The following is a 22,276-nucleotide window of genomic DNA, read 5'->3' on the forward strand; positions in this document are numbered from 1 at the left end:
AGGTGGTGTCCTGCTACAGCTGTCGAGCCAGATCTCGTGCGGTCTTACGCGCATGCGCAATCACTGCTGGCACACCGACCCCACCGGCCCACGCACCAGTAGCAGCGATGCGGTCGGCGTCGGCAAGCTCGGCTTCCGCACGGCGCACAGTTTCTGTGTGCGTGTGATCGTAGCGCGGTAATCCGCCGAACCAACGCTGCGTGTAGATCTCTTCAACGCCAGCGGCACGACCATCAAATCCGGTAATCGCAGCGAGATCATCGAGAGCATGATCAACGAGCTCATCTTCCTGTGCCCGCGTGATCGCATCCTCACCGAATCGACCGAAGCTAGCACGCACAATCGTTCCCTGCTGCGCCACATGCGGCCACTTCCGCGACGACAAGGTGAATGCTTTCGCAGTCACACCAGGTTGATCCGCAGCAACGAGAATCCCAGAATTTTCTGGAAGCGCGTTTCCATCAGGGTCCACATCCGAAGCAAAACGCAGACCGACAACAGCAGAACTAGCCAATTTGATAGAACTCATGGCCTCCGCTGCCTTCGCAGTAGCGCCAGGTAGAGATTTCAAGATGCGCGACGCCATCGGAGCCGGAGTGGCAACGAGGACGGCGTCGTAAAGAGTCTCATCCACGCCCATGCCCACCAACCGGTATTGCGGGCGAGCCGCATCTGTTGGCCCAGAAACCTCGGTGATGCCAGTGACAAAAGTTTCCAGGTAAATCTCGGCATCCGCGGCTTGCGCCAAACGCTCATACAAGGTGGCATAGCCATTGCGGAACGTGCCAAAAACCGGGGCTGGTTTCGGCTTTTGGTTAGCCGAAGAATCGTGAGACAAAGAACCAGCCTTGTTCGCCGAAGAAACCACCCGAGCGACAGCGGCACTCAGCGTCACCGGCTCACCCGCACGAGCCAAATCATCCAGGGCATTGGCCAAAGCAGGAACGGTGGCACGAATGCCCAAATCATCCGCGCCACAGGAATACACCCCACCCAACAAAGCCGAAACGCAACGATCCACGACCTCATCACCATAACGATCGCGTACCATCAAGCCGAGGCTTTGATCTCCGCCAACCTCCCAATTAATCGGCTCGCGTTGAGCTTCCGCATCAATAGCCGCGACCGTTTCCGGGCTGACCACACCGGCCACAGACTCCCCCGACGCCGGAATTCCCATCACACCACCGGCTGGCAACACATGCTGTGCACCCTGGGCATACAACACCGGACGCAGCCCCGAGGGATAAACAATCTCGTCGGCAAGGCCCAATTCCGCGAAAAACTCATGGGCGTCATCCCGCCGAGCCAAAAACGCCTCCGCCCCCATGTCAACAGGACCACCATCGAAAGGCACGGTGTGCAGCTTTCCACCAATACGCTCCGAACCTTCCCAAACATCGATCTGAGCCGAGGGCAGTTCCTGGCGCAACTGATAAGCAGCAGTCAGACCGGCAAGTCCGGCTCCAATAATGGCACAACGGGTCATGGGAAAATCACTCCGAATAGGTCAAATCTAGGCTGATAGAGGGCAAATCTCGGTTTAATCAGAACATGGTTTAGTCAGAACATGGTTTGGCCAGAGCAGGGTGTGGCGAAAATATGGTTTGGCCAGAGCAGGGACATCATAGGTGGAAGAATCCTGCGACGGTTCGCAGCGGTTACCGGAGACCATAAGTTGCAACGCAATCATGCCTGGAGGCACAGTCGTCAAGATGGGCTTTACTGGTGCGTTCAGGCTTTTGTTTAGGCTTGTGTTCAGGCTTTTTATTTTTAACGCTTTTCCGGCGCAGCAACCGCCCCGGTATCAACACTATGAATGAGCTCGACAGCCTTCGTAATATCTTCCGGTGCAGTATTAGGCAACACACCATGCCCGAGATTAAAAATGTGGCCAGTAGCGTGACCGGCAGTAATCGCATCGGCAGCTTCGCCTTTAATGCGAGTAATCTCTCGGGCCATTGCCTGCTCACCGCTGAACAAAATCGCAGGATCCAAATTACCCTGCAACACCCGCGGCCCCACAGCATTGTGAATACGCTCAGCCGCACTGTCCATCGGCACACGCCAATCCACACCCATAACTTCCGAACCCGCCTGGCTCATCGCGCCAAGTAATTCTCCCGTGCCGACGCCGAAGTGGATACGCGGGATCTCACCTTCCACAGACTCCAGGATGCGCTGCGAATACGGCAGCACGAACTCTCGATAATCGCGCTCTGTGAGATATCCAGCCCAGGAATCAAACAACTGCATGGCATCGATGCCTGCAGTAATCTGCGTCTGCAAAAAGCGCGTTACCGTCGGGGTGATTTTTTCCATCAGCAAATGCCACGTATCCGGGTCTGAATGCATCAGGGATTTCGTGCGCTCATGGTTTTTCGACGGACCACCTTCCACGAGGTAGCTAGCCAAGGTAAACGGGGCTCCAACGAAACCAATGAGCGCCTGGGAATCCGTGAGCTCATCCAGAATGATGCCAATTCCCTCTGCCACCTCCGCGATGTCGTCGTCAAGCACCGGCAGGTTGCGCACATCCTGTGGGGTGCGCACGGCATGTGCCATCACAGGACCGCGCCCCGGAACAATTTCGACGTCAATGCCCGCCGCTTTCAAGGGGATGACGATGTCAGAAAACAAAATTGCGGCATCGACATCGTGGCGTCGGACTGGCTGCATAGTGATTTCCGCAAGCATGTCGGGCTTAAAACACGCATCCAGCATGCTGGTTCCTTCACGCAGCTCGCGATATTCCGGAAGGCTCCGGCCAGCCTGGCGCATAAACCACACGGGGGTACGGCTCGGGGTGCGGCCGTGAGCAGCAGCAAGGAAAGGCGAATTATTCAGATTCCGACGCGTCATAGCCCCCATTATCCACGAGGTAGCGACCTAGAACGAAACCGGAATCAGAGGCTTCACGGGAATCAGGGCAATTCATGGGGGTCAGGGCCATTCTTGGGTTTCGGGGCCATGGAGGTAGCCAGGGCAATGATGGGATTCAGGCGTGCTGGCGTTCAAAGACATGCTGGTCTTCAGTGGCTCAGAGATATTTCACTAGACCGGGCGTCGTGAGTGCTCCCCGGTTTCTCAGGTTTCTTAGCCTCCGGCGCCTTATTGGCGCCTTTCAGTTTCTTCTCCGACTGCTTTTTCGCTTGCTTTTCTTTTTTCTTCTGCATGCGACGTTCCTGTTCGGCACGAAGCTCTTGTTCCATCTGCCGCATGCGTTCTAATTCACCCGTGTAATCAAGCGTCTCGTTACGTCCGCCAAAGATGAGTGTGAGAACAGCAGCGACGCCAACCAGCACTTGCAAATTACCGTCAACGAGGTAGAACGCTTCCGGAATGTCCGACAAAGGATTACCCGAGGATCCGAAAATCAAAACCAGCCGGAACGTAAAATATAGGCCAAAGAAAAACAGCATCCGCCGCGCCAATCCGGCCCGTTTATGCTGTGTATTCACCAAATACAGCATCGCTGCCAGCAACCCCAATAGCAGCACAGAGATAAGCCCCATCAAGACAATCGAGCCGTAGACACCAAAGTTCAGCAGATTCTCGCTGATGGTTTGGCCGCTTTCTTCAATGCTGCTGGCAGCCTGCGCCTGCAGCTCAGATGGGTCCCACAACGCCAAAGCGATGTTCAGGATTTGATGGATAAGCTCCACGAGCAAAATGCCAGCCCACAGCCGGACATACAGCCGAACGGAATCCGGCTGGTCCGGGCGATCAGATTTCTTCAGCCCCCGCTTCGGGTCGTGTTCTTTCGCCCCCTGCCCCTGGCGCCCGTACCCTTTCGGCCTCGCTGCTCCCGATGCGTCAAGGTTTGGGTCTGCAGCATTGTTGGTACTTGCTGCATTCTTTGTGTTTGCAGCATTATTCGTACTTGCTACATACTTTGTGCTTGCAGCATTATGCATGCTCACTGCATCCTTTGCCGTTGGGCCGGTCACGGGAGATTGGGACTGCATATTCACCATAGGGTGCACCTTATACACTGCATGATTTTTGTGCACGACCGCAGGCAGCGCTCACCCACCAGGTGGCAAGCTACTGCTGACAGCTACCGGCTACTACCAGTTACTGCTGGCTACTGCCAGTTACTACTGATTACTGCTGGTTCAACATCCGCGCGGCATCGGTGGCGAAATACGTCAGGATTTGATTAGCCCCTGCACGCTTAATGCTCAACAACGATTCCATCATGGCAGCGTCGCGATCAACCCAGCCATTAAGGCCAGCGGCCTGGATCATCGAGTACTCACCAGAAACCTGGTAGGCGGAGACCGGAACCGGCGAAAACTCTGCAATCTCGCTGATAATATCCAGATACGCCAAAGCAGGTTTGACCATGACAAAGTCCGCGCCTTCATCGATATCCAGCTGCGCCTCCAGCAAGGACTCCCGGCGGTTAGCAGGATCCTGTTGATAAGTACGACGATCGCCTTGCAAAGACGAACCAACTGCCTCACGGAACGGTCCGAAAAACGCCGAGGCATATTTCGCGGAGTAAGCCATAATCGCGACGTCTTTAAAGCCTGCAGCGTCCAGACCTGAACGGATAGCCGCAACCTGCCCATCCATCATTCCGGATGGCGACACCAGGTGCGCACCAGCAGATGCCTGGCTTACCGCCATATCGACATAGCAGTCCACCGTCGCGTCGTTGAGCACCCCTCCGTCGGCGTCGAGAAGCCCACAATGGCCATGGCTGGTGAATTCATCCAGGCAGGTATCGGCCATGATTAATAGGTCATCGCCGAATTCTTTCCGCAGGTGCGCAATAGCCCGGTTGAGGATGCCGTTTTCTGCCCAGGCCTGGGAACCATTCTCGTCTTTGTCTTCAGCGAGTGGCACACCAAACAAGTCAACGCAACGCACACCCTGCTCTAGGGTTTGTTCTGCCGCGCGGATCAGGGAATCAAAAGTGTGCTGATAGACACCAGGCATCGCCGAGATCGCGTTCGGTTCCTCCAACCCATCGGCAATAAACATCGGGAGAATGAAATCAGCGGGACGCAGATGCGTTTCCGCAGTAAGCTCGCGCAGTGCTGGGGTGGTGCGCAGGCGACGGGGCCTTCGGGACAGAGGGTAATCCACTTCGGGGACCTTCCTTAATTTCCATATTGGGATGCTGGATTAGCGCTAGGGCAAAATCGACATTAGGGCACGATCGGCATGGGGACAGGGCAGGCCCTAGTGCAAAGGTAGTACCGCGTCTTAGCTCGGGCTTGTCGACGAAGCGGCCTTCCGACGCGTACGACGCTTTTTCCTCGGAGCCGGCAAGTTACCGGTCGCGCGCAAGTGCGCAACGTGGTCCGCCAAAGCGTCGATAAGATGTGGAACATCGGCAACTTCAGGGACGACGTCGACACGCAGCCCAACCTCTTCCGCTGCCGCTTTCGCCATCGGCCCAATACACGCAATGATCGTACGCTGATGTGGTTTACCAGCGATTCCTACAAGGTTGCGGACGGTCGATCCGGACGTGAACGCCACCGCATCGAAACCACCAGTTTTGATCATGTCGCGGGTTTCCGCCGACGGCGGGGCTGCGCGCACAGTCCGGTAGGCCACCACGTCATCGACTTCCCAGCCCAGCGCCTCCAGGCCTTCCACCAAGGCGTCGCCAGCAATGTCTGCACGTGGTAGGAGCACACGGCCCACGGCGTCGATATCTTCCACATACGGTGGGAACGATTCCACCAGACCATGGGCATTTTGCGCATCGGCTTTCGGCAGGGCCTCGGGCACCATGCCCTTCTCGCGGATCGCTTCTGCGGTTTTTCCTCCCACAGCAGCCAGGTGCACACCTGCAAAATCGCGGGCATCCAAACCCAAGTCAGCAATTTTGTCCCACACAACCTTGACCGCATTCACACTGGTGAACACGACCCACTTATAACGGCCCTCCACGATGCCTTTGATCGCGCGATCCATCTGGGCTGGGTTGCGCGGCGGCTCCACAGAAATCGTCGGCACTAATTGTGGAATGGCACCATAGGACGCCAGCTGTGCTGACATGGGGCCTGCTTGTTCCTTCGTGCGTGGCACAAGTACCCGCCACCCATACAGCGGACGATTTTCCCACCACGAATACTTGGACCGATCATCGAAACTCCGACCCAACGTCACCACCAAGGTCCCGTCGAGTTCAGCGTTCAGCTTGCCCAACGTTTCCAGGGTGGCCTCGTAAGTGCGCTGCAACCGGGTGGTTCCGTTGACCGTCACGAACGCGGGGGTATCGACGCTCATCCCACGAGCTGTGAGTTCCTCGGCGATCGTCGGGAGTTCCGAGGCGAAGGTTTGCAGCACGATGGGCTGGGTTGCCACAGATAGTTGATCCCAGTCGACGTCGCCGTCAGTCATGTCAGCTTCGGTGTAGGTTGAGCCCAATGCCAACCCCGCGAACGACGGCACGGTGGATGGCAATGACATACCGGGCACGACTTGGAATTCCATGCCCGCAGCGCTAACGGCAGAAATTTCTGCCAGAATCGTTTCTCGGTTCAATGGATTTCCGGCGACCAAGCGGATGACGTCGCTGCCCTCGGCGTCTGTTAATGCAGAGCGTAACTGCTCTACAACTTGCTCAGAGCCGGCAAATTCCCGAATATCTGCAGCCGTGGGAGCCGCTGGACGCGGTGGCTTCCTGCGTGCACCCTGGGCTTTCGCTTCAGCGCACAGGCGAGCATATTCTTGCTCTGCGGCATCCAGTTTCTCCTGCGGCACGGGCAGTGCCGAGCCAACAACTTCACGTACTCCGGCAAGCACTTGCGAGTCGGCGACCGCAATGGCGTTGTACGCGAGCACTTCCCTAGCGCGAACTGTCAGAAGGTCCGGGTTGCCGGGTCCGGCGCCGACGAACACCACTTTGCCTTGGTGTGCGACGGAGGGGGCGTTACTCATATAGACCTTTTCTACGCGCGGTCACGGACAGAAAACAAAAATAAATCACGACGAGGCGCCATCACCTGTGGTTTTGCCCTTAACCGGACCCAAACCGATGACAGCACAATATCGTGTGGTAGTACCAGCTTAAAGTAGACGCTGTAAAACTAAAAAACAAACGGATTAGTCAGGGTTCACTCGCCAGTTAGGTCCAGGCCACGAGTAGATGCTGTTTAGGATTCGCCCAACAGCTCCGCAGCTCCGTCGGCAAGCAACGTCTGGGAAATTTCTTCACCGATTGCAATCGGATCGGTGCCACTGGCAGTGGCAAGCAACCGCTTGCTCCCATCAAATGCAAACACCCCACCGTGTGCCGTAATAATCCCGGTTTCTGCGGCAAACGTGGAATAGGCAGCCACCGGCGCGGTACAGCCGGCTTCCAACCGGTTAAGAACCACCCGCTCTGCCAATGCGCAATCCCGGTCAACCGCGCTGGTGAGCTTGTCGACGACCGCAACTACCTCTGCATCATCTGCGCGCACTTCCACAGCCAGGGCACCCTGCGCCGGAGCCGGCATGACTTCATCCGCGGCAAAAACCTGCGTTGCTTTGTCCTGGTAACCGTTGCGAATTAGTCCTGCATAGGCCAAAACCACTGCATCGAGTTCGCCATCATCGATCTTGCCCATGCGGGTTTCGATATTGCCACGCAACGGCCGAATATCCAGATCCGGACGCAATGCCAACAGCTGCGAGATCCTCCGAGGTGCCGAGGTACCAACACGCGCACCTTCTGGCAATTGATCTAGGTTCATACCATCACGCGCAATGAGTGCTTCTCGGTTGTCTGCGCGTTTCGGGATCACCAGGTGGAATCGTTCGTCGGCAGCCGTCGGCAAGTCCTTAAACGAATGTACTGCCACGTCACACTGTCCGGCAGCCAACGCCTCGCGCAGCTTTTGGGTGAAGACGCCAACCCCAATCCGCTCGACTGGCGCCATATTCACATCGCCTTCAGTCTTGACGATCTTCAGCTCCGCCTGCGCACCGGCCGCAATAATCCAGTCTCGGACATGCCCAGCCTGTGTGGTGGCCAGTTTCGAGCCACGAGTACCGATCTGCAACATGTTCTACTCCTTAGATGTGTCAAGAACTCTCTAGTGATAGTTTGCTAGGTCTAGCCCGCTAGCTCTGATGAGGCGGCTGGTGAAAACCGGTAGACGTGGAAAATTTGTTTGCAGCCGACGTCTCAGCTCCTGAATTACTGCTATTGCTGTTATTGCTGCCCATCGCAATGACTTCTTGTACCGACGGCAACTCATTTGCATCTACCGAAACCGGGCTACCGTCGATTTCCAAACCAAACATCTCTTGTAGCGCGGTTTCGTGGCTGACAGCGCCGGATTCCGCAGCCAACTTTTTCGCTCGCACTGTAGGCTCGTGCAACAACTTGTCGACGGCCCGCCTAATCGCGACCTGCACTTGCGCGAAGTCATCATCTGACATGTTTGGGCGACGTTGCCGCAGCCGCGCCATTTCGCATTCCACCACCCCCGCGGCGTGTTTACGCAGAGCCGAAACTGCCGGCACCACCTCACGCACGCGCTGTTCTGAGGCAAAGGACTGGAGCTCCTCACGCACGATCCGCTTGGCGTCCTGGTGTCCGATTGTGGTGTCTTCTTCGCTTTGCGACGTCAACGACTGGTGCAACCGCTCAATATTTACCAGGTCTACCCCTGGAAGATCTGCCGTATCGTCAGCGATATCCCGCGGCAACGACAGATCAATCAAAACGACGTGGTCGCGTCGTACCTCAGGGAAAGATGCCCGCTCGACAGTGTAGTTATCGGCACCGGTTGCCGAGACAATGATGTCTACCTCCCCGTATGCCCTATAGCGGTCTGTAAAATCCACGGCTTCTGCTCGTACTCCGGCCTGATGCGCGTGGTCTACAAGGTTGTCGGCACGCTCGCGCGTCCGGTTGGCAACGATAATCTTGTCGACGCCCAGTCGGCCCAAATGCGTTGCAGCGAGCGAAGCCATGGCCCCGGCTCCTAATACCAAAGCGGTACGGCCGATCAACAGGGGCTCGTCGGCACGATTCACGTTCGATGTCGTCCGGGAGGCCACAGTGTCAGCCGTGTTGTCAGCCATAGTGTCAGTGGATTGGTTGGCAGTGGACTGGTGAGCTGTACCTACAGACTTTTCCAGAGAAAGGTCCATGTACTGCAGGGCTTCGTTTAATGCCACCGTCACCATGGACGCACCGGCTTCGTCGATATCAGTTTCAGTGTGCACCCTTTTACCTGCACGTAACGCAGATTGGGCAAGGGCATGAAGAGTTTTCCCGGCAGTGTTTGCGGCGACTGCTCGCTGGTAGGCCTGGCGCACTTGGCCGATGATCTGTTGCTCACCAACCACCATCGAATCCAGACCCGAGGCAACAACCATCATGTGCTCAGCGGCAGCATCCGCATACCGCACATAGAGATAGCTGCGGAGTTCATCGATATCGATCCCCGAAACTCGATGCAGCACCTCCACCACATCCTGTACGCCCGAGTGGAATGAATTAGTGACGCAATAGACCTCAAGGCGGTTACAGGTCGAAATAATCATCGCCTCAGTCAACGACGGGGTGGCTACAAGCGCGGCAGCTGTCTCCTCGCGTTGCATGCCATCCACGCTCAGTCGCTCCAATAAAGCGACCGGAGCCGAACGATGGGACATTCCCACGACGAGCACGCTCACATTTTCCTCCGCTATCTCGTTAACTCAGCTATTACAGTTCCGTGCACCCTTGGCTTAGCGTAACGCTGGACTGAAGGTTTCAGCATTAGGCTTCCATTCAAGCACTCAAGCACTCAAGAACTTCACGACCAATTCTTGCCATCGTATCAACCAAAAGGATAGTCCCGGGGGCCACCGAAAGCAGAATCGTGTGTCACTGCGGCTTTACCGGCCCCATCCTTTTTGTCCGCTACTTCTATCGCAGCTTAAAAATTGCGTCAGATGCTTATCGACGTTTTATGCCTCTGTCCGCAGTCTCTGGATCAGCCTCTGTGATCAACCACAGCCATCAGCCTCTTTGGTCAGCCGCAGCCTTTGGGCCAACCCTGACCTTAGGGTTATTCAGCTAAGGCCTGCTGTAATTCCTCATTATCAACTTCCCAACACGAAAATTCCTCGTCGTCGAGAACTACGACTGGAACACGATCGCCGAATTCCATAGCCAACTCAGCATCATCATCAACGTTGCGGACCACGAAACTCGCTCCAGCGGCAGCAACAATTGGTGCTATCTGATCACGGACGCGAACACACGACCCACAATTCGTGCGGACCATAAGCTCTACCGCATGCGCTGAATTGGCTTCATCACGCACCTGGCGGAAAGTTCTTTCTTCGGCGACACTTGACGAAGAATCTGGCACAGGCTCAGTGGTCCCAGCATTCCTTGGCCCTGCATTCGTTGTCCCCACATCCGTACTAGCATCTGCGGGCACTGCACGTCGTACGGGATATTCCATGTTTCAACCCACCTTCCTCGGTCAATGATTTTCTCGTATGCTGGCCTCGCATGGTGGCCTCGTTTGGCGGCTTTCTCGTATTGTAGGGCAGTTCTTGTAGGGCGGTTTGCATAAACGGGTAGTCTTTAAACCGTGAATTTCTTGTCTGATCCTGACGGTGGCGGGCTGAACTCGGCAGAAGATTTCCTCGCAGAATGGTCTGCTAGTCGCGGAAACCTTCGACGTTTTTTGGAAAACACGGTAATGCCGCCGTTGGACGAGGCACATCAGCAAGAAGCTGGCGAAGCAGCCGCCGCTAATGCAATCAATGAAGCCTTCGGCATCGAACTCCCCGACTTCGACTCGGGCGTAGCTTCAGTTTCGGGTTCGGTGGAAGCCGCAGGAAGCTTCAAGCTCACACAACCGGATCCGGATATCCCACAGGACACCGGCGCAGCAGCATTTTTTGATGTTGACAACACGCTGATCCAGGGCTCTTCTTTGGTGGTTTTAGCCATGGGGTTGGCGCGGAAACGTTTTTTCCGTCTGCGAGACATCGCGCCCATCGCCTGGAAGCAAATTAAATACCGCGTTACAGGCTCAGAAAACATCTCGGATGTTGCTGACGGGCGTGAATTGGCGCTGGAATTCATCAAAGGCCGCACGGTTGAAGAACTCAATGACATTTGCCAGGAAATCGTCGATTCGCGAGTAGCAGATAAGGCTTATCCGGCTACTCGCGAGCTAGCGAACAAGCACCTCGCCGCTGGTCAGCAGGTATGGCTTGTAACAGCAACCCCGGTGCAGCTGGCGCAGATTCTGGCCCAACGCTTCGGTTTCACGGGTGCACTGGGCACTGTTCCAGAGGTGAAGGATGGCAAATTCACCGGCCGCTTGGTAGGCGATATTTTGCACGGCCCGGGTAAAAAACATGCCGTTGCGGCTTTGGCAGCGATGGAAAAACTCGACCTGGAGCGCTGCACAGCCTATTCTGATTCGATTAATGACATCCCCATGCTGACGATGGTGGGCACAGCCGTCGCTATTAATCCAGATCGCGATCTGCGCAAGGAAGCCGAATCCCGTGGGTGGCAAGTCAACGACTACCGCTCACTACGCAAAGCCGTCCGCTCGTTCGGCCTGCCTGCCTTGGTCACCGCACTGTTTTCTTATGGTGCGTACGGCGGTTGGAAAATCTGGGGCCCATCGAAGAAGTAGCGCCACACCAATTCCTCCTGGCCAACTCCTGTCTCCTGTCAAACAATTCGTGCTAGCGCAACCCTGCTAGCGCAACCCTGCTTTGCCCCAAGCTGTGGATAACTCCTTTTATCCACAGCTTTTTCCGATTCTCACCACTTCTGTCTGTGGGCACCGCTTTAACCCCATTAGCGTGATGCCCATGTCACCACTTCAAAAATTACTTGGACCATCAACAAAGCCGAAAAAACAAAACTCACACAACCGCCCCGCACATCTGCGTAATCAACAACGAGAGGATGCTTGGCGACGCATTGCCGATATTGCATCTATCCTCGCAAAGTTAGACTCAGAGCTGGCGGATCTTGCCGACGAACTAGCCCAGTCCAGAAGCAAGCATTTGGACCATCGATCCACTATTGCCCGGGCACTCGAATACCTCGCAGAAGCTGTCTCCGCGCGTCGGTCCAGCGAAATCTCGCTTGCCTGGTGTGCTGAACGCAGCGAAGTGGGCAGGCTGGTTGGAACGACCACCTCGCGCGGTTTTTATACCAAGCAGCTGGGATATTCCACATCTCACGCCAATACCATGAGAACCCGCGCAAAGACCGCCTATGGGCATATCCACATCGCAGAATACGATCCGGACGACGACGTCGCCGACGAAGAAACGAGCAATCAACGCTCGAAACGCATGCGCCGGGCAAAAAATAAGTTGTGTCAGGAACAACACGCGCAGTCCGAGGCCCGTCGGCTTACGCGCAAAATTTCGACGGATAAAGTCGATGCCATCGATCGGGAGCTGCGCCATCTGAATGACACGGCTGTTCCTGGCAAACATCGCGTACGTCTGGAGTCTATGCAGGAGGCTCTCAACGGGCGCGACTGCGCCGACCTATCGCAGTGGTGCAGGGAACGAATCCGAAATGCTAACAATCACCCAGATGCGCACTCTAGCCCAGCCAAGAAACGCGCTTCGCGTGCGTCGGCACGCTCCAAACGCTATATCTCGCAACCCCGTGAGCTGCCCAACGGGATGATGAACTTCGGGATTACCACCGATTCGGCATATTCGGCCCGCTTTGATGCAATTCGTGCAAAAGCAACCCGTGTCTGGAAAGCACGACAGGCAGATGCCACGATCACCGAAACGCGGACTCAGTCGCAGTTCATCCATGATTACTTCATGGACGCGATCTTTGGTCCAACTCCGAATCTTGCAGAAGCACACGCTACCGCATCTTCCCGGATTCCGGTTCGTGCATCGAGTTCAGAACCACATACACAACCAGATGTATCCACCGGGGCGGCTGTAACCACGTCACGGCCGCAGCCGTCGGGAAGCGTTTCTGCACAATTGGTACTCGTCGGCACTATCAACGATTACCTAAATATGGGACCGAAAACGCAATTCCAGACGGATACAGGAGCTACGCTGACCCCCGCTGAAATAATGCAACTGGGGATTTCTGAGTGTCACCTCGGAATCACCGACAACCGGCGGGCACAGCTCCTCGATGCGGGGACGGTACGAAACATGTCGCAGGTCCAACGAGCTTTTCTGACTGCGATGCAACTGGTGTGTAGCCATCCAGATTGCTCAGAACCCGCGGCGAATTGTGAAGGTCACCATATCGCTGCCTATGCCCAGGGTGGGAAAACAGACTTCGAAAACCTGACCCTTCTGTGCTCTTATCATCACCGAGCAAACAACGACCAGCGTGATGGCAAGAAGAATATGGGCCACATGGTGCGGCAAGAAGACACACATCTCGTCGGCAAGTACAACCCCAAAACGGGAAACATTGAAATCAACAGCACTATTGCCGCAGGTAAATCCCCGGCGCGACGTCTAATTGCACAAGACAATGGGCCTGTGGAAAGCGCACATTCTCACAGAGCAGCCTAAGTATTCGGAGGCATTCGTGGGAATTCGCTGGCAGGCCTAGGCTTTGTCTCGAAGTGCCTTGGCGGTTTTGATTTCCCCGATCAGCCCATCACCAGCTTGGGCCTTGTCACGAGGTGCTTTGTCTCGAGGTTTTGTCTATTACCCCGAGGTTTCCCTCAGTTCTTAGACTCCAGAGTTCTTAGACTCCAGGAAGACTTACGAGTACACAAAATCCCTGTGGCAAACCGGCAACTAGGATCCATCCATCTCACAAAGATGCAGGATCCTCATCGGCTCCACAGGGTGCGTGCTGGTAGCCAAGGCTTTTCGACCTGACTCCAACTGAATAATTCGGGCTAGTTTACTTACCCAATTTACGACGCTGGACGCGAGTACGACGCAGCATCTTGCGGTGCTTCTTTTTGGACATGCGCTTACGGCGCTTCTTAATGACTGAACCCATGGTCAGTACCCTCAATTCTTAGTTGATATGTGTACAAACTGCCGACACTAATGCTCAACACTTTAGCGATTGTCAAGAAGCTTACCCAAATCTGTACAGACGTACAGATCCGACGCACTTTCCGAACCAATGAATACTAGCCGCTTGATCATCAGAAATGACCACGCGAAAGCCAATCTTTCAGTTGCGAAAAGCGCCAATCGCTACCGCGCTAAGGCCGTGTAAAACTTACCCAACCTCGTAGATAGAAGAGTTCAGGTATTCGTTCACGGCTTCTTCGTGAACGCGGAAAGAACGTCCCACGCGAACAGCCGGCAAATCACCAGCGTGCACGAGGCGGTAGACAGTCATCTTTGAGACGCGCATCATCTCCGCGACCTCGGCAATGGTCAGAAACGTTCCCTTGTCTTCATGTGCCATATATATCTCACCCTTCAGCTCGTAGTGCGCTGCAGGCTTCCCCTCCCGCAGGACTTCACACGCACGTGCTCAAACCAGTCTAGCGTGTCACTTGTGACTATTGCGACTCACCCCTACACATTATTCCCACCTTTCGCTTAACCTCCCCCAAATATCAGCTGAAACCTGAGATTCAGTGGTTGCGACTATCAGCTGAAACCAGAAAGCCGGTCCTTGCGGATTCCATCAGATTACGAGGATGCACGAAAGGGAGAATCTCGCTCAGATCCTAACGCCGCGCGTGTTCCCAGCACCGTTCGCGGCCGCTGCGTTCAGGCCTAGCCCTCACCCTTTGCCTATTACCTCTCTCCCCAGCCCCTCTCCCCCGGCCCTACGTTCCAGAAATTAGAAAGCCGTCGTACTACACCGCCACCACGACGTTATCTATGGTGCACGGTAAGTACGACGGCGTTGTGTCCGCAACGAACAACCCAGCAGCCAACCAACCGCTGATTAATTGGCTGCGGCCTTATTGGGTGAAACTTTCAGCCAAATTAGCCAAGTTCCTTCGACCGGTTTGCACATGCTTCTGCAGCGCGGAAGAACATCCCCCGCAAGCCGGATTCTTCTAGTTCGCGGAGAGCATGCACGGTGGTGCCACCTGGGGATGAAACGTTCTGGCGAAGCGTCGCTGGATCGCGTCCTGAATCAGTCAGCATCTTGCCTGCACCGTGCGCCGCATTGGTAGCCAATTTCTCGGCAACGTCACGCTTCAATCCCAGCTGCACACCAGCATCGATGAGTGCCTCAGTAACCAAGAAATAATACGCTGGTGACGATCCCGACATCGCCGTCACCGCATCCATATTGGATTCTTCGACGATGACAACCTCACCCACTGCCTCGAGCAATTCCGAAACACCCGACATCTGCTCGTCGGAAACACTTGTTCCCGGTGCTGCAGCGTTGGTGCCTTTACCCACCAGCATCGGGGTATTTGGCATAACGCGCACCACCGGCACGCCGTTGCCCGCAGCCTTCTCCATTGCCTCGAGGGTCAGTCCCGCGGCCATGGAAACTGCTACGGTCTTATCCCCCCGGGCCTGCAACGTCTCAGAGAGATCTTCCAAAAGGTCGATGATGTGGTAGGGCTTGACGCACAAAAACGCATAATCTGCATCTTTGATAGCAGCGTCATTGTCCGAAGTGGTGTTCACACCGTAGTTATCTTGGAAGTACTTGGACTTATCCGCGCTACGGTTAGTGACGGTAATGGACTTTGGGTCGTAATCAGAGGCAATAAGACCGGAAACAAGCGCTTCGCCGATCTGACCTCCGCCTAAAACTGCAATGTTAGTCATGCAATCTACGATGCCAGAAAGCAAAACCCCTAGCCACCACACTGGGGCGGACTAGGGATTTCACTATTATTCAAGGTCATCGTCACGAACGCTCCGGTCGGATTATTCGAGGTGGTCTTCTCCACGAACTCCCATACCGGAACCAACGAAAGCGCTAGAGCACCAACACCGCCGGGCCAAAAGTGAGCAACAAGCCAACGATGACAGCCAGGGTCATCGACAAGCCATCTCGTTCTGTCCGAAGCGCATGAACGATACCCGCCATAACACCGGTAACCCCCACGGCCAACGCTGCAACCAGGTAATTGTTGAGCGCATCCCAGAGCATCTCGAAGCCCTTGAAAACGACCACACCGAGGACAATCCCTGCCAATGCCAGCAAAATCACCGCGACGGGGTTCATACCTTCGCCCTCGGAGACGGATTCATCCTGGTCGTCGAGATCAGCACCGCCTGCATAAACTGGGGCTTGCTCGTGACGCCTGGCTGCTGCATCTTGTGCAGCGCTGTCAGGAACGCTCTGGATTTCCGAAGTATCGTCGTCTGCTTGTCGACGCTCACGTGTGCTTGCCGACGCCGTCCCACCCTGTTTTGCCGTATTCGATGGTGAATCGGTGACTTTCGGAATCTCGCCGGTGGACTCAGCATCCTGCTGTTTAGTGCTTGCCGCTTGGCTCGATTCGCTCTTATCGGTGACACGAGAAATCTCAGCGGTCTCGTCTGCAGCGGGACTGGTCTGTGCACCCCGCTTAGTTGCAGATTTAGTTGCAGCACTCTTGTCGACGCTTGGTTCTTGCTGGGTCGCCTTGTTTGCTGGTTTGCCCTGTGCCGATGTCGATTCAGGCGCAGGCGTGCCAGGCTTTGCGGTCGGTTGACCGGCATTTGTTTGTGCTGGCTCGGCGGCTTTGTTGCCCGAGCTGGCGGCTTTGCTGGTCGAAGCCTGATCGTCTGCCTTCCGACCAACGGTGACGGTCTTCGATTTCTTCCGAACGACGGTTTGCCCCGAGGGGCTCTGTGGAGCATTCGCCGCGGCTTTGTGTGGAGCTTTCGATTCAGCCTTCGACGCAGTTTCTTTCGCAGTCTTCGGCGCATTCGCAGCCTTCGTCGCGTTTCCAACCTTCTCCGCGTTCTCAACCTGCCGCGAGCCTCGCGACCCCTGCGAGCCCTGCGTACCCCGCGCACCCTGCCCGTCCGGCTCGTCGATAGGCGAACCATGCTTCGATTCCTTGGGCTTAGCTGTCACCTTCGGGAACGACCCGGTCAGCTCCGCAACAGAGACACCACCACCGTCTTCCATGCTGCGGCGACGTCGACGTGGCTTTTCCGAGCCCTCTTTGCCAGAACGTGCCCGGCCACCGCTTGTGCCGTCGGCATCGCTATCTTCTTTCCCGGCGCGAGCCAACAATTCCGCGACTGTCAATTGTTTGTCGTCAGACATGCTGTTTCTCCCTATTCCAGTCCTTTATCAATGCGACGCAGAATTACGCCTTCGCGCAGTGCCCAAGGGCAGATCTCGAGTTCGTCGATTCCTAATGCTCGCATACTAGCCTCTGCAACCAAAGCACCGGCAACAATTTGATGCGAACGGTCACTGCTCACGCCCTCGAGTTCGGCACGGTCAGAAGCAGTCATTCGGGAGATAAACGCGATCAACTGGCGCAGACCCGGTGCGGTCAGGCTCCGCCGTACATATGGTCCTGCCGACGAAGGCGCGGCACCTGTCAGACGAGCCAATGACCGGATTGTCTTCGAGGTTCCCACTGCAATCCCGGGATCACCGTAGGCCCGAATCTCTGCGGTGACGTCCTTGAGTTCAGCATCGATGTAATCACGCAGGGTGTTGATCTTTTTCTTGCCCGGCGGGTCGGTGTCAAACCAGTTGTAGGTCAACCGGCCAGCACCCAAGTCCAACGAGCTGGCAACATCTGGGTGCTCATCAGTGCCCGTACACAGTTCCAGCGAGCCTCCACCGATATCGATGTTGGTGATCCGCCCGGCTGACCAGCCATACCACCGGCGTACCGCCAGGAACGTCAGCCTGCCTTCGTCCTCACCAGACAAAATCTCCAGACGCACGCCGGTGTGTTTTTCTACCTCGTCCAGTACATAAGCGGAATTGGTGGCGGAACGGATCGCAGACGTCGCAAAGGGCATGAACTCGTCGCAGCCGAGTTTGTTGGCGAGTTCTTTGGCTTCCCCAACAGCCGAGATGAGCTTTTTCAGCCCACGTTCGTGGATATTGCCGTCAGCATCGAGCTGCTCCACCAGCTTCAGGGAGGTCTTCCAATCACTCATGGGAGTGGGCCGGCCACCGTTGCGGACATCTACTGCTACTAGGTGGACAGTGTTGCTGCCCACGTCAATTACACCTAATCGCACACGTCTAGCCTAAACGGTCTACGGTGTCTAAGTGTGAATCACGCTCAGTCTTCTTCTGTTTTCCTTGGTTTTCCTGCAAGCTCGCCGGCCGGCAAGTCTATTCGTGCTGGCCGGGAGGTAGCCCCGGATTTCGCTCGGGAGTGGTTCGAATTCACCAACCCGGATGATCCGGAGCACGTCTTTTCCATCGATCTGACCTGGGTGGAGTCCCATTACAGCTGTAAGTTCGGCACCTCGGATTGTTTCGGCATCCGCGAAGGCATCACCGACGTGGCCTGTTGCACTCATGGGGCGTTTCTTGCCGACGAAACCGACCAGGATCAGCTTTTCGACGCCGTCCGCGAGATGCCTGCGAAGTATTGGCAGCTGCGCCCGAGCAATACCGAGGAGCACTTGTCGGGAGTAGCGCCAGCTGGCGAGTTGGAGCCGTGGCTGGTCTGGGACGAGGAAGAAAACGACGACGGAGAGATGGAGCCTTCGTTGAAAACGCGCACTGTCGACGGTGGCTGCATTTTTGCGAATCGCCATGGCTGGGGAACGGGCGCAGGTTGCGCGCTGCACCAGTGGGCGGTGGCCGAAGGTGAGGAATTGACCGTCGTCAAGCCGGAGGTGTGCTGGCAGGTGCCGATTCGTCGGCATGAGGATTATGAAACCCGCAGCGACGATGTGGAAATTCTGCGCACGGTGATCAGTGAATACGACCGGCGCGCCTGGGGCAATGGCGGCGAAGAGTTTGATTGGTGGTGTTCGTCAGCGCCGCAGTGTCATACGACGACGGATCCGTTGTGGAAAACCCACCGGGAGGAATTGGTCGCAGTGATGGGCCAGAGCAATTACGAAATCTTGGCCAGCCATTGTCAGTTGCGGGACGAGGCTCGCGCTGCAGGTGTGGATCTGCCGCAGCACCCGGCTACCCGGGAGGCGGCGAATAACCGGGGCTCACAAAGTTAGGCGTCGAATTTGTAGCCCAGCCCGCGCACAGTCACCAGGTGGGATGGGCGCGATGGTTCCGGCTCAATCTTGGAGCGCAGACGTTTCACATGCACGTCGATCGTTTTGGTGTCACCGATATAGTCCGAACCCCAGATGCGGTCGATGAGTTGCCCGCGGGTCAACACACGGCCCGCGTTTTCCAGCAAATACTCCAGCAGGTGGAATTCTTTCAGGGGCATCGGCACAGCTTCACCGTCGACATAAACGATGTGGCGGTCGACGTCCATGCGCACGCGTCCACTTTCCAGGATATTTTCGGATGCCCCCTCGGCCGCCGGTTCGCTGGTGCTAGCATCAGCCCCGCGGCGCAGTACGGCCCGAATGCGGGCGGTTAATTCACGGGCGGAATACGGTTTGGTCACGTAATCGTCGGCACCAAGCTCCAGCCCCAGGACCTTGTCAATTTCGGAATCACGTGCGGTCACCATGATGATCGGTATCTGGGATGTAGTCCGGATCTTCTTGCACACCTCAGTGCCCGACATGCCCGGCAGCATCAGATCCAGCAACACGATGTCGACGTGCTCGGATTGGAACGTCGACAAGGCACTCGGGCCATCGGTTGCCGTCAGAGTCTCGAAGCCTTCCTTGCGAAGTAGGAATGCCAGTGGGTCGGCTAACGACTCTTCATCTTCAACGATCAAAACAGTAGCCATGGGGCCTTGTCCTTTTTGTACTTCGGGTCGATTATGTGCTTCGGTCGATTACGCTTGCTGGTCCACTCTGAATTGTGCAGCCATACAGCCGCACAGCCATACAGCCACACAGCCACAAGCATGGTCTGGTCGCGCAGGCTGATGTGACTTAAACGATGGTTTCTGTCACACCGCTCATCCTATATCACGGCTTAATCAAGTCCTGCACTTGTAGAACGGCCAGTCTCCAGATCCTGGTCGATCTCTGCCGTCTCACCCTTATACCTCGGCAAAGCCAACGTAAATGTGGTGCCTTCACCCAGCTCAGAGCGCAGACTAATTTTGCCGCCGTGGTTCGCGATAACGTGTTTCACGATCGCCAACCCCAGCCCCGTGCCGCCGGTCTGCCGCGAACGCGCCTTGTCTACACGGAAAAATCGCTCAAAAACGCGTTCCTGATCCGCAGCAGCGATGCCAATCCCCTGGTCAGAAACGTGGATGCACACTTCATCCGCAGAGGCCTCCTCCCAGCTGATGGTGACCGGGGTGGCATCTGGGGAATAGTTAATGGCGTTCGAGACCAAGTTAGATACCGCCGTGACCAACAAGTTCCGATTTCCGGCGACGAAAATCCCGGCCGCAGATGCTTCCCCCTCCGGGGTGCGCAATTCGATGCCATGATTCTCCGCGGCCATCTGGTTACGCACGATCGCAGCACTGATGACGTCACCGACAGACACCTGCTCGATCTCCGGCAGGGCTTCTGCCCCCTGCAGCTTGGACAAAGAAATCAGCTCGTTGACCATATCGGCCATACGCGTGGCCTCGCGCTGCAGCTGCTTTCCAAAATGCTCCACGTGTTCGGGATCATCAGGCGATCCCAATAACGCCTCCGCCAACAACGCCATGCCACCGACCGGCGTTTTCAGTTCATGCGAGACATTGGCGACGAAATCTCGCCGCGCGGATTCCATACGCACGTTTTCCGATTCATCTGTGCCGTAGACGATCACAAACCTGTCGTCGACAAGCGTGAGTGGCTTGACCAATGCGCGCACGTTCGAAATCCGATTGCCGGTACGACGCTTCGGTATCGCGAGCTCGAGCAGCCGGTTTTCTTTTTCCTCGTCGTCGAAAACGCTCGCAGCCACCTGCCAGACCTGCTTGTCGACGGTCCGAGCATGCACCAACGCCATGTCGTGCGCCCGCGCGTTCGACAACATGACATCCCCATCACGGTCAAGGACAACAATGCCGGTCGGTGAACTTTGGATCACCAGATGCAGCATCTGGCCGACGGTCACAACCTGGTTGGATTCCAGCATTGGCGCATGCGCCGCATCCGCCGCCGTCTCCGCATCCGCACTAGCCGCCGCAGCAGTGCTAGCAGTAGCAGCCACGTTGTCCATCCCCTGGAAAGACTGATGCTGATACTTGTGCTGGTGCGGATACTGCTGGTGGTACTGCTGCTGCGGGTACTGATCCTCTCCCCACAACTGCGCCTCGCCCGTACGCTGCTGCGCCTGCTCAGACCGATGCGCTCGGGGTGACTTCGACTTCTTCGCTTGGCGCCCGCGACGCTTCTGCTGCGCGCGTTCGACGAGACGAGCGCCAACGTAGCTGGACTGTCGTGCACGCCAGAAGGCCGCAACCCCAAGCACCAGGATCACGGCGATAACTAGCACCGTCACAGCGACGGTGAGCAGGACAATGTGCGCAGTAGTCACGAGGGTTACTTGGCCTGATCCTGGGCAGCCTGATCCTGGCCCGCTTGTCCCTGGTTAGCCACAGCGTCAGCACCCGCCTGGGCGGCCTCTGGGTCCAGATAATCGCCACCCGGGTTCACGATGGAACCGTCGGCGGCAAATTCGTATACCAGCGGCATGCCGGTCGGGATGTTGAGCCCAGCGATGTCTTCATCAGAAATCTGATCCAAGTGCTTGACCAACGCGCGCAGTGAATTTCCGTGCGCAGCCAACAACACGGTCTGGCCCTCCCGTAGGCGTGGCAGGATCTCCGATTCGAAGTACGGGATTGCACGGGCCACGACGTCTTTCAAGCACTCGGTGCGGGGCGGGTTTTCCACATCTGCATAGCGCGGGTCGCCAGCTTGGGAGTACTGGGAGTCGTCGGCAAGCTCCGGTGGCGGGGTGTCGTAGGAACGACGCCAGGACATGAATTGGTCCTCGCCGTATTTGTCGCGGGTTTCCGCCTTGTTCAAGCCCTGCAGGGCACCGTAGTGGCGCTCGTTGATGCGCCAGTTCCGCACAACCGGGATCCAGTGGCGATTAGCCGCAGACAGGGCGATATTTGCCGAACGGATCGCGCGGCGCAGCAGCGAGGTGTACACGATTTCTGGTTTCAACCCGGCAGTGGCAATCAACTCACCGGCCCGGCGCGCCTCGTTTTCGCCGCGGGCAGTCAGGTCCACATCCACCCAGCCGGTGAACTGGTTGGATTCGTTCCAGGTGGATTGGCCGTGTCGCAGCAAGATGAGCTTGCCGTTGGCAGAATTCGGTTCAGAATTAGGTCCAGTCATAGCTTCTAGCATGCCACGGACAACC

The 22,276-nt window shown here is 56.4% G+C and carries 19 protein-coding genes; 3 read left to right on the forward strand and 16 right to left on the reverse strand.

Annotated features, from left to right (window positions below; genetic code table 11):
- Nucleotides 1-13 precede the first annotated feature (13 nt).
- From B142_RS0109760 to B142_RS0109795, 8 genes are all read right to left on the reverse strand, one after another.
- Nucleotides 14-1,489, reverse strand: coding sequence for a protoporphyrinogen oxidase (locus tag B142_RS0109760; RefSeq protein WP_018121363.1), 1,476 nt, complete (start codon nt 1,487-1,489; stop codon nt 14-16).
- A gap of 284 nt (nt 1,490-1,773) precedes the next feature.
- Nucleotides 1,774-2,871, reverse strand: a complete 1,098-nt coding sequence (gene hemE / locus B142_RS0109765; protein WP_051067328.1) for a uroporphyrinogen decarboxylase — start codon at nt 2,869-2,871, stop codon at nt 1,774-1,776.
- A 161-nt stretch (nt 2,872-3,032) separates the two neighbouring features.
- Nucleotides 3,033-3,917 (reverse strand): hypothetical protein, encoded by an 885-nt coding sequence (locus tag B142_RS0109770; protein WP_051067329.1) that lies wholly within the window; start codon nt 3,915-3,917, stop codon nt 3,033-3,035.
- A 190-nt stretch (nt 3,918-4,107) separates the two neighbouring features.
- Nucleotides 4,108-5,097: a porphobilinogen synthase gene (hemB, locus tag B142_RS0109775; protein ID WP_018121366.1), complete on the reverse strand. Its 990-nt coding sequence runs from the start codon at nt 5,095-5,097 to the stop codon at nt 4,108-4,110.
- Nucleotides 5,098-5,217: 120 nt separating this feature from the next.
- A complete protein-coding gene (locus tag B142_RS0109780; RefSeq protein WP_018121367.1) occupies nt 5,218-6,906 on the reverse strand; it encodes a uroporphyrinogen-III synthase in 1,689 nt (562 codons plus the stop codon).
- Between the two features lie 215 nt (nt 6,907-7,121).
- Nucleotides 7,122-8,015, reverse strand: coding sequence for a hydroxymethylbilane synthase (gene hemC, locus B142_RS0109785; protein ID WP_018121368.1), 894 nt, complete (start codon nt 8,013-8,015; stop codon nt 7,122-7,124).
- A gap of 58 nt (nt 8,016-8,073) precedes the next feature.
- A complete protein-coding gene (locus B142_RS0109790; protein ID WP_081604978.1) occupies nt 8,074-9,639 on the reverse strand; it encodes a glutamyl-tRNA reductase in 1,566 nt (521 codons plus the stop codon).
- Nucleotides 9,640-10,016: 377 nt separating this feature from the next.
- Entirely contained in the window at nt 10,017-10,235 is a 219-nt protein-coding gene (locus tag B142_RS0109795; RefSeq protein WP_039734244.1) for a glutaredoxin family protein, read from the reverse strand.
- A 426-nt stretch (nt 10,236-10,661) separates the two neighbouring features.
- Between B142_RS0109795 and B142_RS0109800 the strand changes: the two genes are divergently transcribed.
- A complete protein-coding gene (locus tag B142_RS0109800) occupies nt 10,662-11,615 on the forward strand; it encodes an HAD-IB family hydrolase (protein ID WP_018121371.1) in 954 nt (317 codons plus the stop codon).
- Between the two features lie 181 nt (nt 11,616-11,796).
- A complete protein-coding gene (locus B142_RS0109805) occupies nt 11,797-13,503 on the forward strand; it encodes an HNH endonuclease signature motif containing protein (protein WP_162138204.1) in 1,707 nt (568 codons plus the stop codon).
- Nucleotides 13,504-13,843: 340 nt separating this feature from the next.
- On the opposite strand, the gene B142_RS13320 is transcribed toward B142_RS0109805, so the two are convergent.
- From B142_RS13320 to B142_RS0109830, 5 genes are all read right to left on the reverse strand, one after another.
- Nucleotides 13,844-13,945, reverse strand: a complete 102-nt coding sequence (locus B142_RS13320; RefSeq protein ID WP_003855542.1) for a 30S ribosomal protein bS22 — start codon at nt 13,943-13,945, stop codon at nt 13,844-13,846.
- A gap of 228 nt (nt 13,946-14,173) precedes the next feature.
- Nucleotides 14,174-14,365 carry a helix-turn-helix domain-containing protein gene (locus B142_RS0109815; RefSeq protein ID WP_018121373.1) on the reverse strand — a complete coding sequence of 64 codons (192 nt, stop codon included), beginning with the start codon at nt 14,363-14,365 and terminating at the stop codon, nt 14,174-14,176.
- A 533-nt stretch (nt 14,366-14,898) separates the two neighbouring features.
- Nucleotides 14,899-15,705 carry a pyrroline-5-carboxylate reductase gene (gene proC / locus B142_RS0109820; RefSeq protein WP_018121374.1) on the reverse strand — a complete coding sequence of 269 codons (807 nt, stop codon included), beginning with the start codon at nt 15,703-15,705 and terminating at the stop codon, nt 14,899-14,901.
- A gap of 154 nt (nt 15,706-15,859) precedes the next feature.
- The gene (locus B142_RS0109825) at nt 15,860-17,143 is read right to left on the reverse strand and encodes a hypothetical protein (protein ID WP_018121375.1); all 1,284 of its coding nucleotides are present in this window, start codon (nt 17,141-17,143) and stop codon (nt 15,860-15,862) included.
- Between the two features lie 11 nt (nt 17,144-17,154).
- The gene (locus B142_RS0109830; RefSeq protein ID WP_081604980.1) at nt 17,155-18,084 is read right to left on the reverse strand and encodes a Ppx/GppA family phosphatase; all 930 of its coding nucleotides are present in this window, start codon (nt 18,082-18,084) and stop codon (nt 17,155-17,157) included.
- 33 nt (nt 18,085-18,117) lie between these two features.
- Here B142_RS0109830 and B142_RS0109835 point away from each other — a divergent pair, with 33 nt between their 5' ends.
- Nucleotides 18,118-19,035: a DUF3109 family protein gene (locus B142_RS0109835; RefSeq protein WP_018121377.1), complete on the forward strand. Its 918-nt coding sequence runs from the start codon at nt 18,118-18,120 to the stop codon at nt 19,033-19,035.
- Here the strand turns inward: B142_RS0109835 and B142_RS0109840 are convergent.
- From B142_RS0109840 to B142_RS0109850, 3 genes are all read right to left on the reverse strand, one after another.
- The gene (locus B142_RS0109840) at nt 19,032-19,733 is read right to left on the reverse strand and encodes a response regulator transcription factor (RefSeq protein ID WP_018121378.1); all 702 of its coding nucleotides are present in this window, start codon (nt 19,731-19,733) and stop codon (nt 19,032-19,034) included. The two genes, B142_RS0109835 and B142_RS0109840, sit on opposite strands and share 4 nt — an antisense overlap.
- A gap of 191 nt (nt 19,734-19,924) precedes the next feature.
- Nucleotides 19,925-21,439: a sensor histidine kinase gene (locus tag B142_RS12515; RefSeq protein ID WP_018121379.1), complete on the reverse strand. Its 1,515-nt coding sequence runs from the start codon at nt 21,437-21,439 to the stop codon at nt 19,925-19,927.
- Between the two features lie 5 nt (nt 21,440-21,444).
- Nucleotides 21,445-22,251, reverse strand: coding sequence for a phosphoglyceromutase (locus B142_RS0109850; protein WP_018121380.1), 807 nt, complete (start codon nt 22,249-22,251; stop codon nt 21,445-21,447).
- Between the last annotated feature and the right edge of the window lie 25 nt (nt 22,252-22,276).

This window comes from Corynebacterium propinquum DSM 44285 (assembly GCF_000375525.1).
Classification (GTDB): domain Bacteria; phylum Actinomycetota; class Actinomycetes; order Mycobacteriales; family Mycobacteriaceae; genus Corynebacterium; species Corynebacterium propinquum.

Excerpts from the sequence above, each read along its gene's own strand:
- B142_RS0109760 (WP_018121363.1), bottom strand. The coding sequence starts at position 1,489 with ATGACCCGTTGTGCCATTATTGGAGCCGGACTTGCCGGTCTGACTGCT.
- hemE (WP_051067328.1), bottom strand. The coding sequence starts at position 2,871 with ATGGGGGCTATGACGCGTCGGAATCTGAATAATTCGCCTTTCCTTGCT.
- B142_RS0109770 (WP_051067329.1), bottom strand. The coding sequence starts at position 3,917 with ATGCATAATGCTGCAAGCACAAAGTATGTAGCAAGTACGAATAATGCT.
- B142_RS0109780 (WP_018121367.1), bottom strand. The coding sequence starts at position 6,906 with ATGAGTAACGCCCCCTCCGTCGCACACCAAGGCAAAGTGGTGTTCGTC.
- hemC (WP_018121368.1), bottom strand. The coding sequence starts at position 8,015 with ATGTTGCAGATCGGTACTCGTGGCTCGAAACTGGCCACCACACAGGCT.
- B142_RS0109795 (WP_039734244.1), bottom strand. The coding sequence starts at position 10,235 with ATGGTCCGCACGAATTGTGGGTCGTGTGTTCGCGTCCGTGATCAGATA.
- B142_RS0109800 (WP_018121371.1), top strand. The coding sequence starts at position 10,662 with ATGCCGCCGTTGGACGAGGCACATCAGCAAGAAGCTGGCGAAGCAGCC.
- B142_RS0109805 (WP_162138204.1), top strand. The coding sequence starts at position 11,797 with ATGTCACCACTTCAAAAATTACTTGGACCATCAACAAAGCCGAAAAAA.
- B142_RS13320 (WP_003855542.1), bottom strand. The coding sequence starts at position 13,945 with ATGGGTTCAGTCATTAAGAAGCGCCGTAAGCGCATGTCCAAAAAGAAG.
- B142_RS0109815 (WP_018121373.1), bottom strand. The coding sequence starts at position 14,365 with ATGGCACATGAAGACAAGGGAACGTTTCTGACCATTGCCGAGGTCGCG.
- proC (WP_018121374.1), bottom strand. The coding sequence starts at position 15,705 with ATGACTAACATTGCAGTTTTAGGCGGAGGTCAGATCGGCGAAGCGCTT.
- B142_RS0109825 (WP_018121375.1), bottom strand. The coding sequence starts at position 17,143 with ATGTCTGACGACAAACAATTGACAGTCGCGGAATTGTTGGCTCGCGCC.
- B142_RS0109840 (WP_018121378.1), bottom strand. The coding sequence starts at position 19,733 with ATGGCTACTGTTTTGATCGTTGAAGATGAAGAGTCGTTAGCCGACCCA.
- B142_RS0109850 (WP_018121380.1), bottom strand. The coding sequence starts at position 22,251 with ATGACTGGACCTAATTCTGAACCGAATTCTGCCAACGGCAAGCTCATC.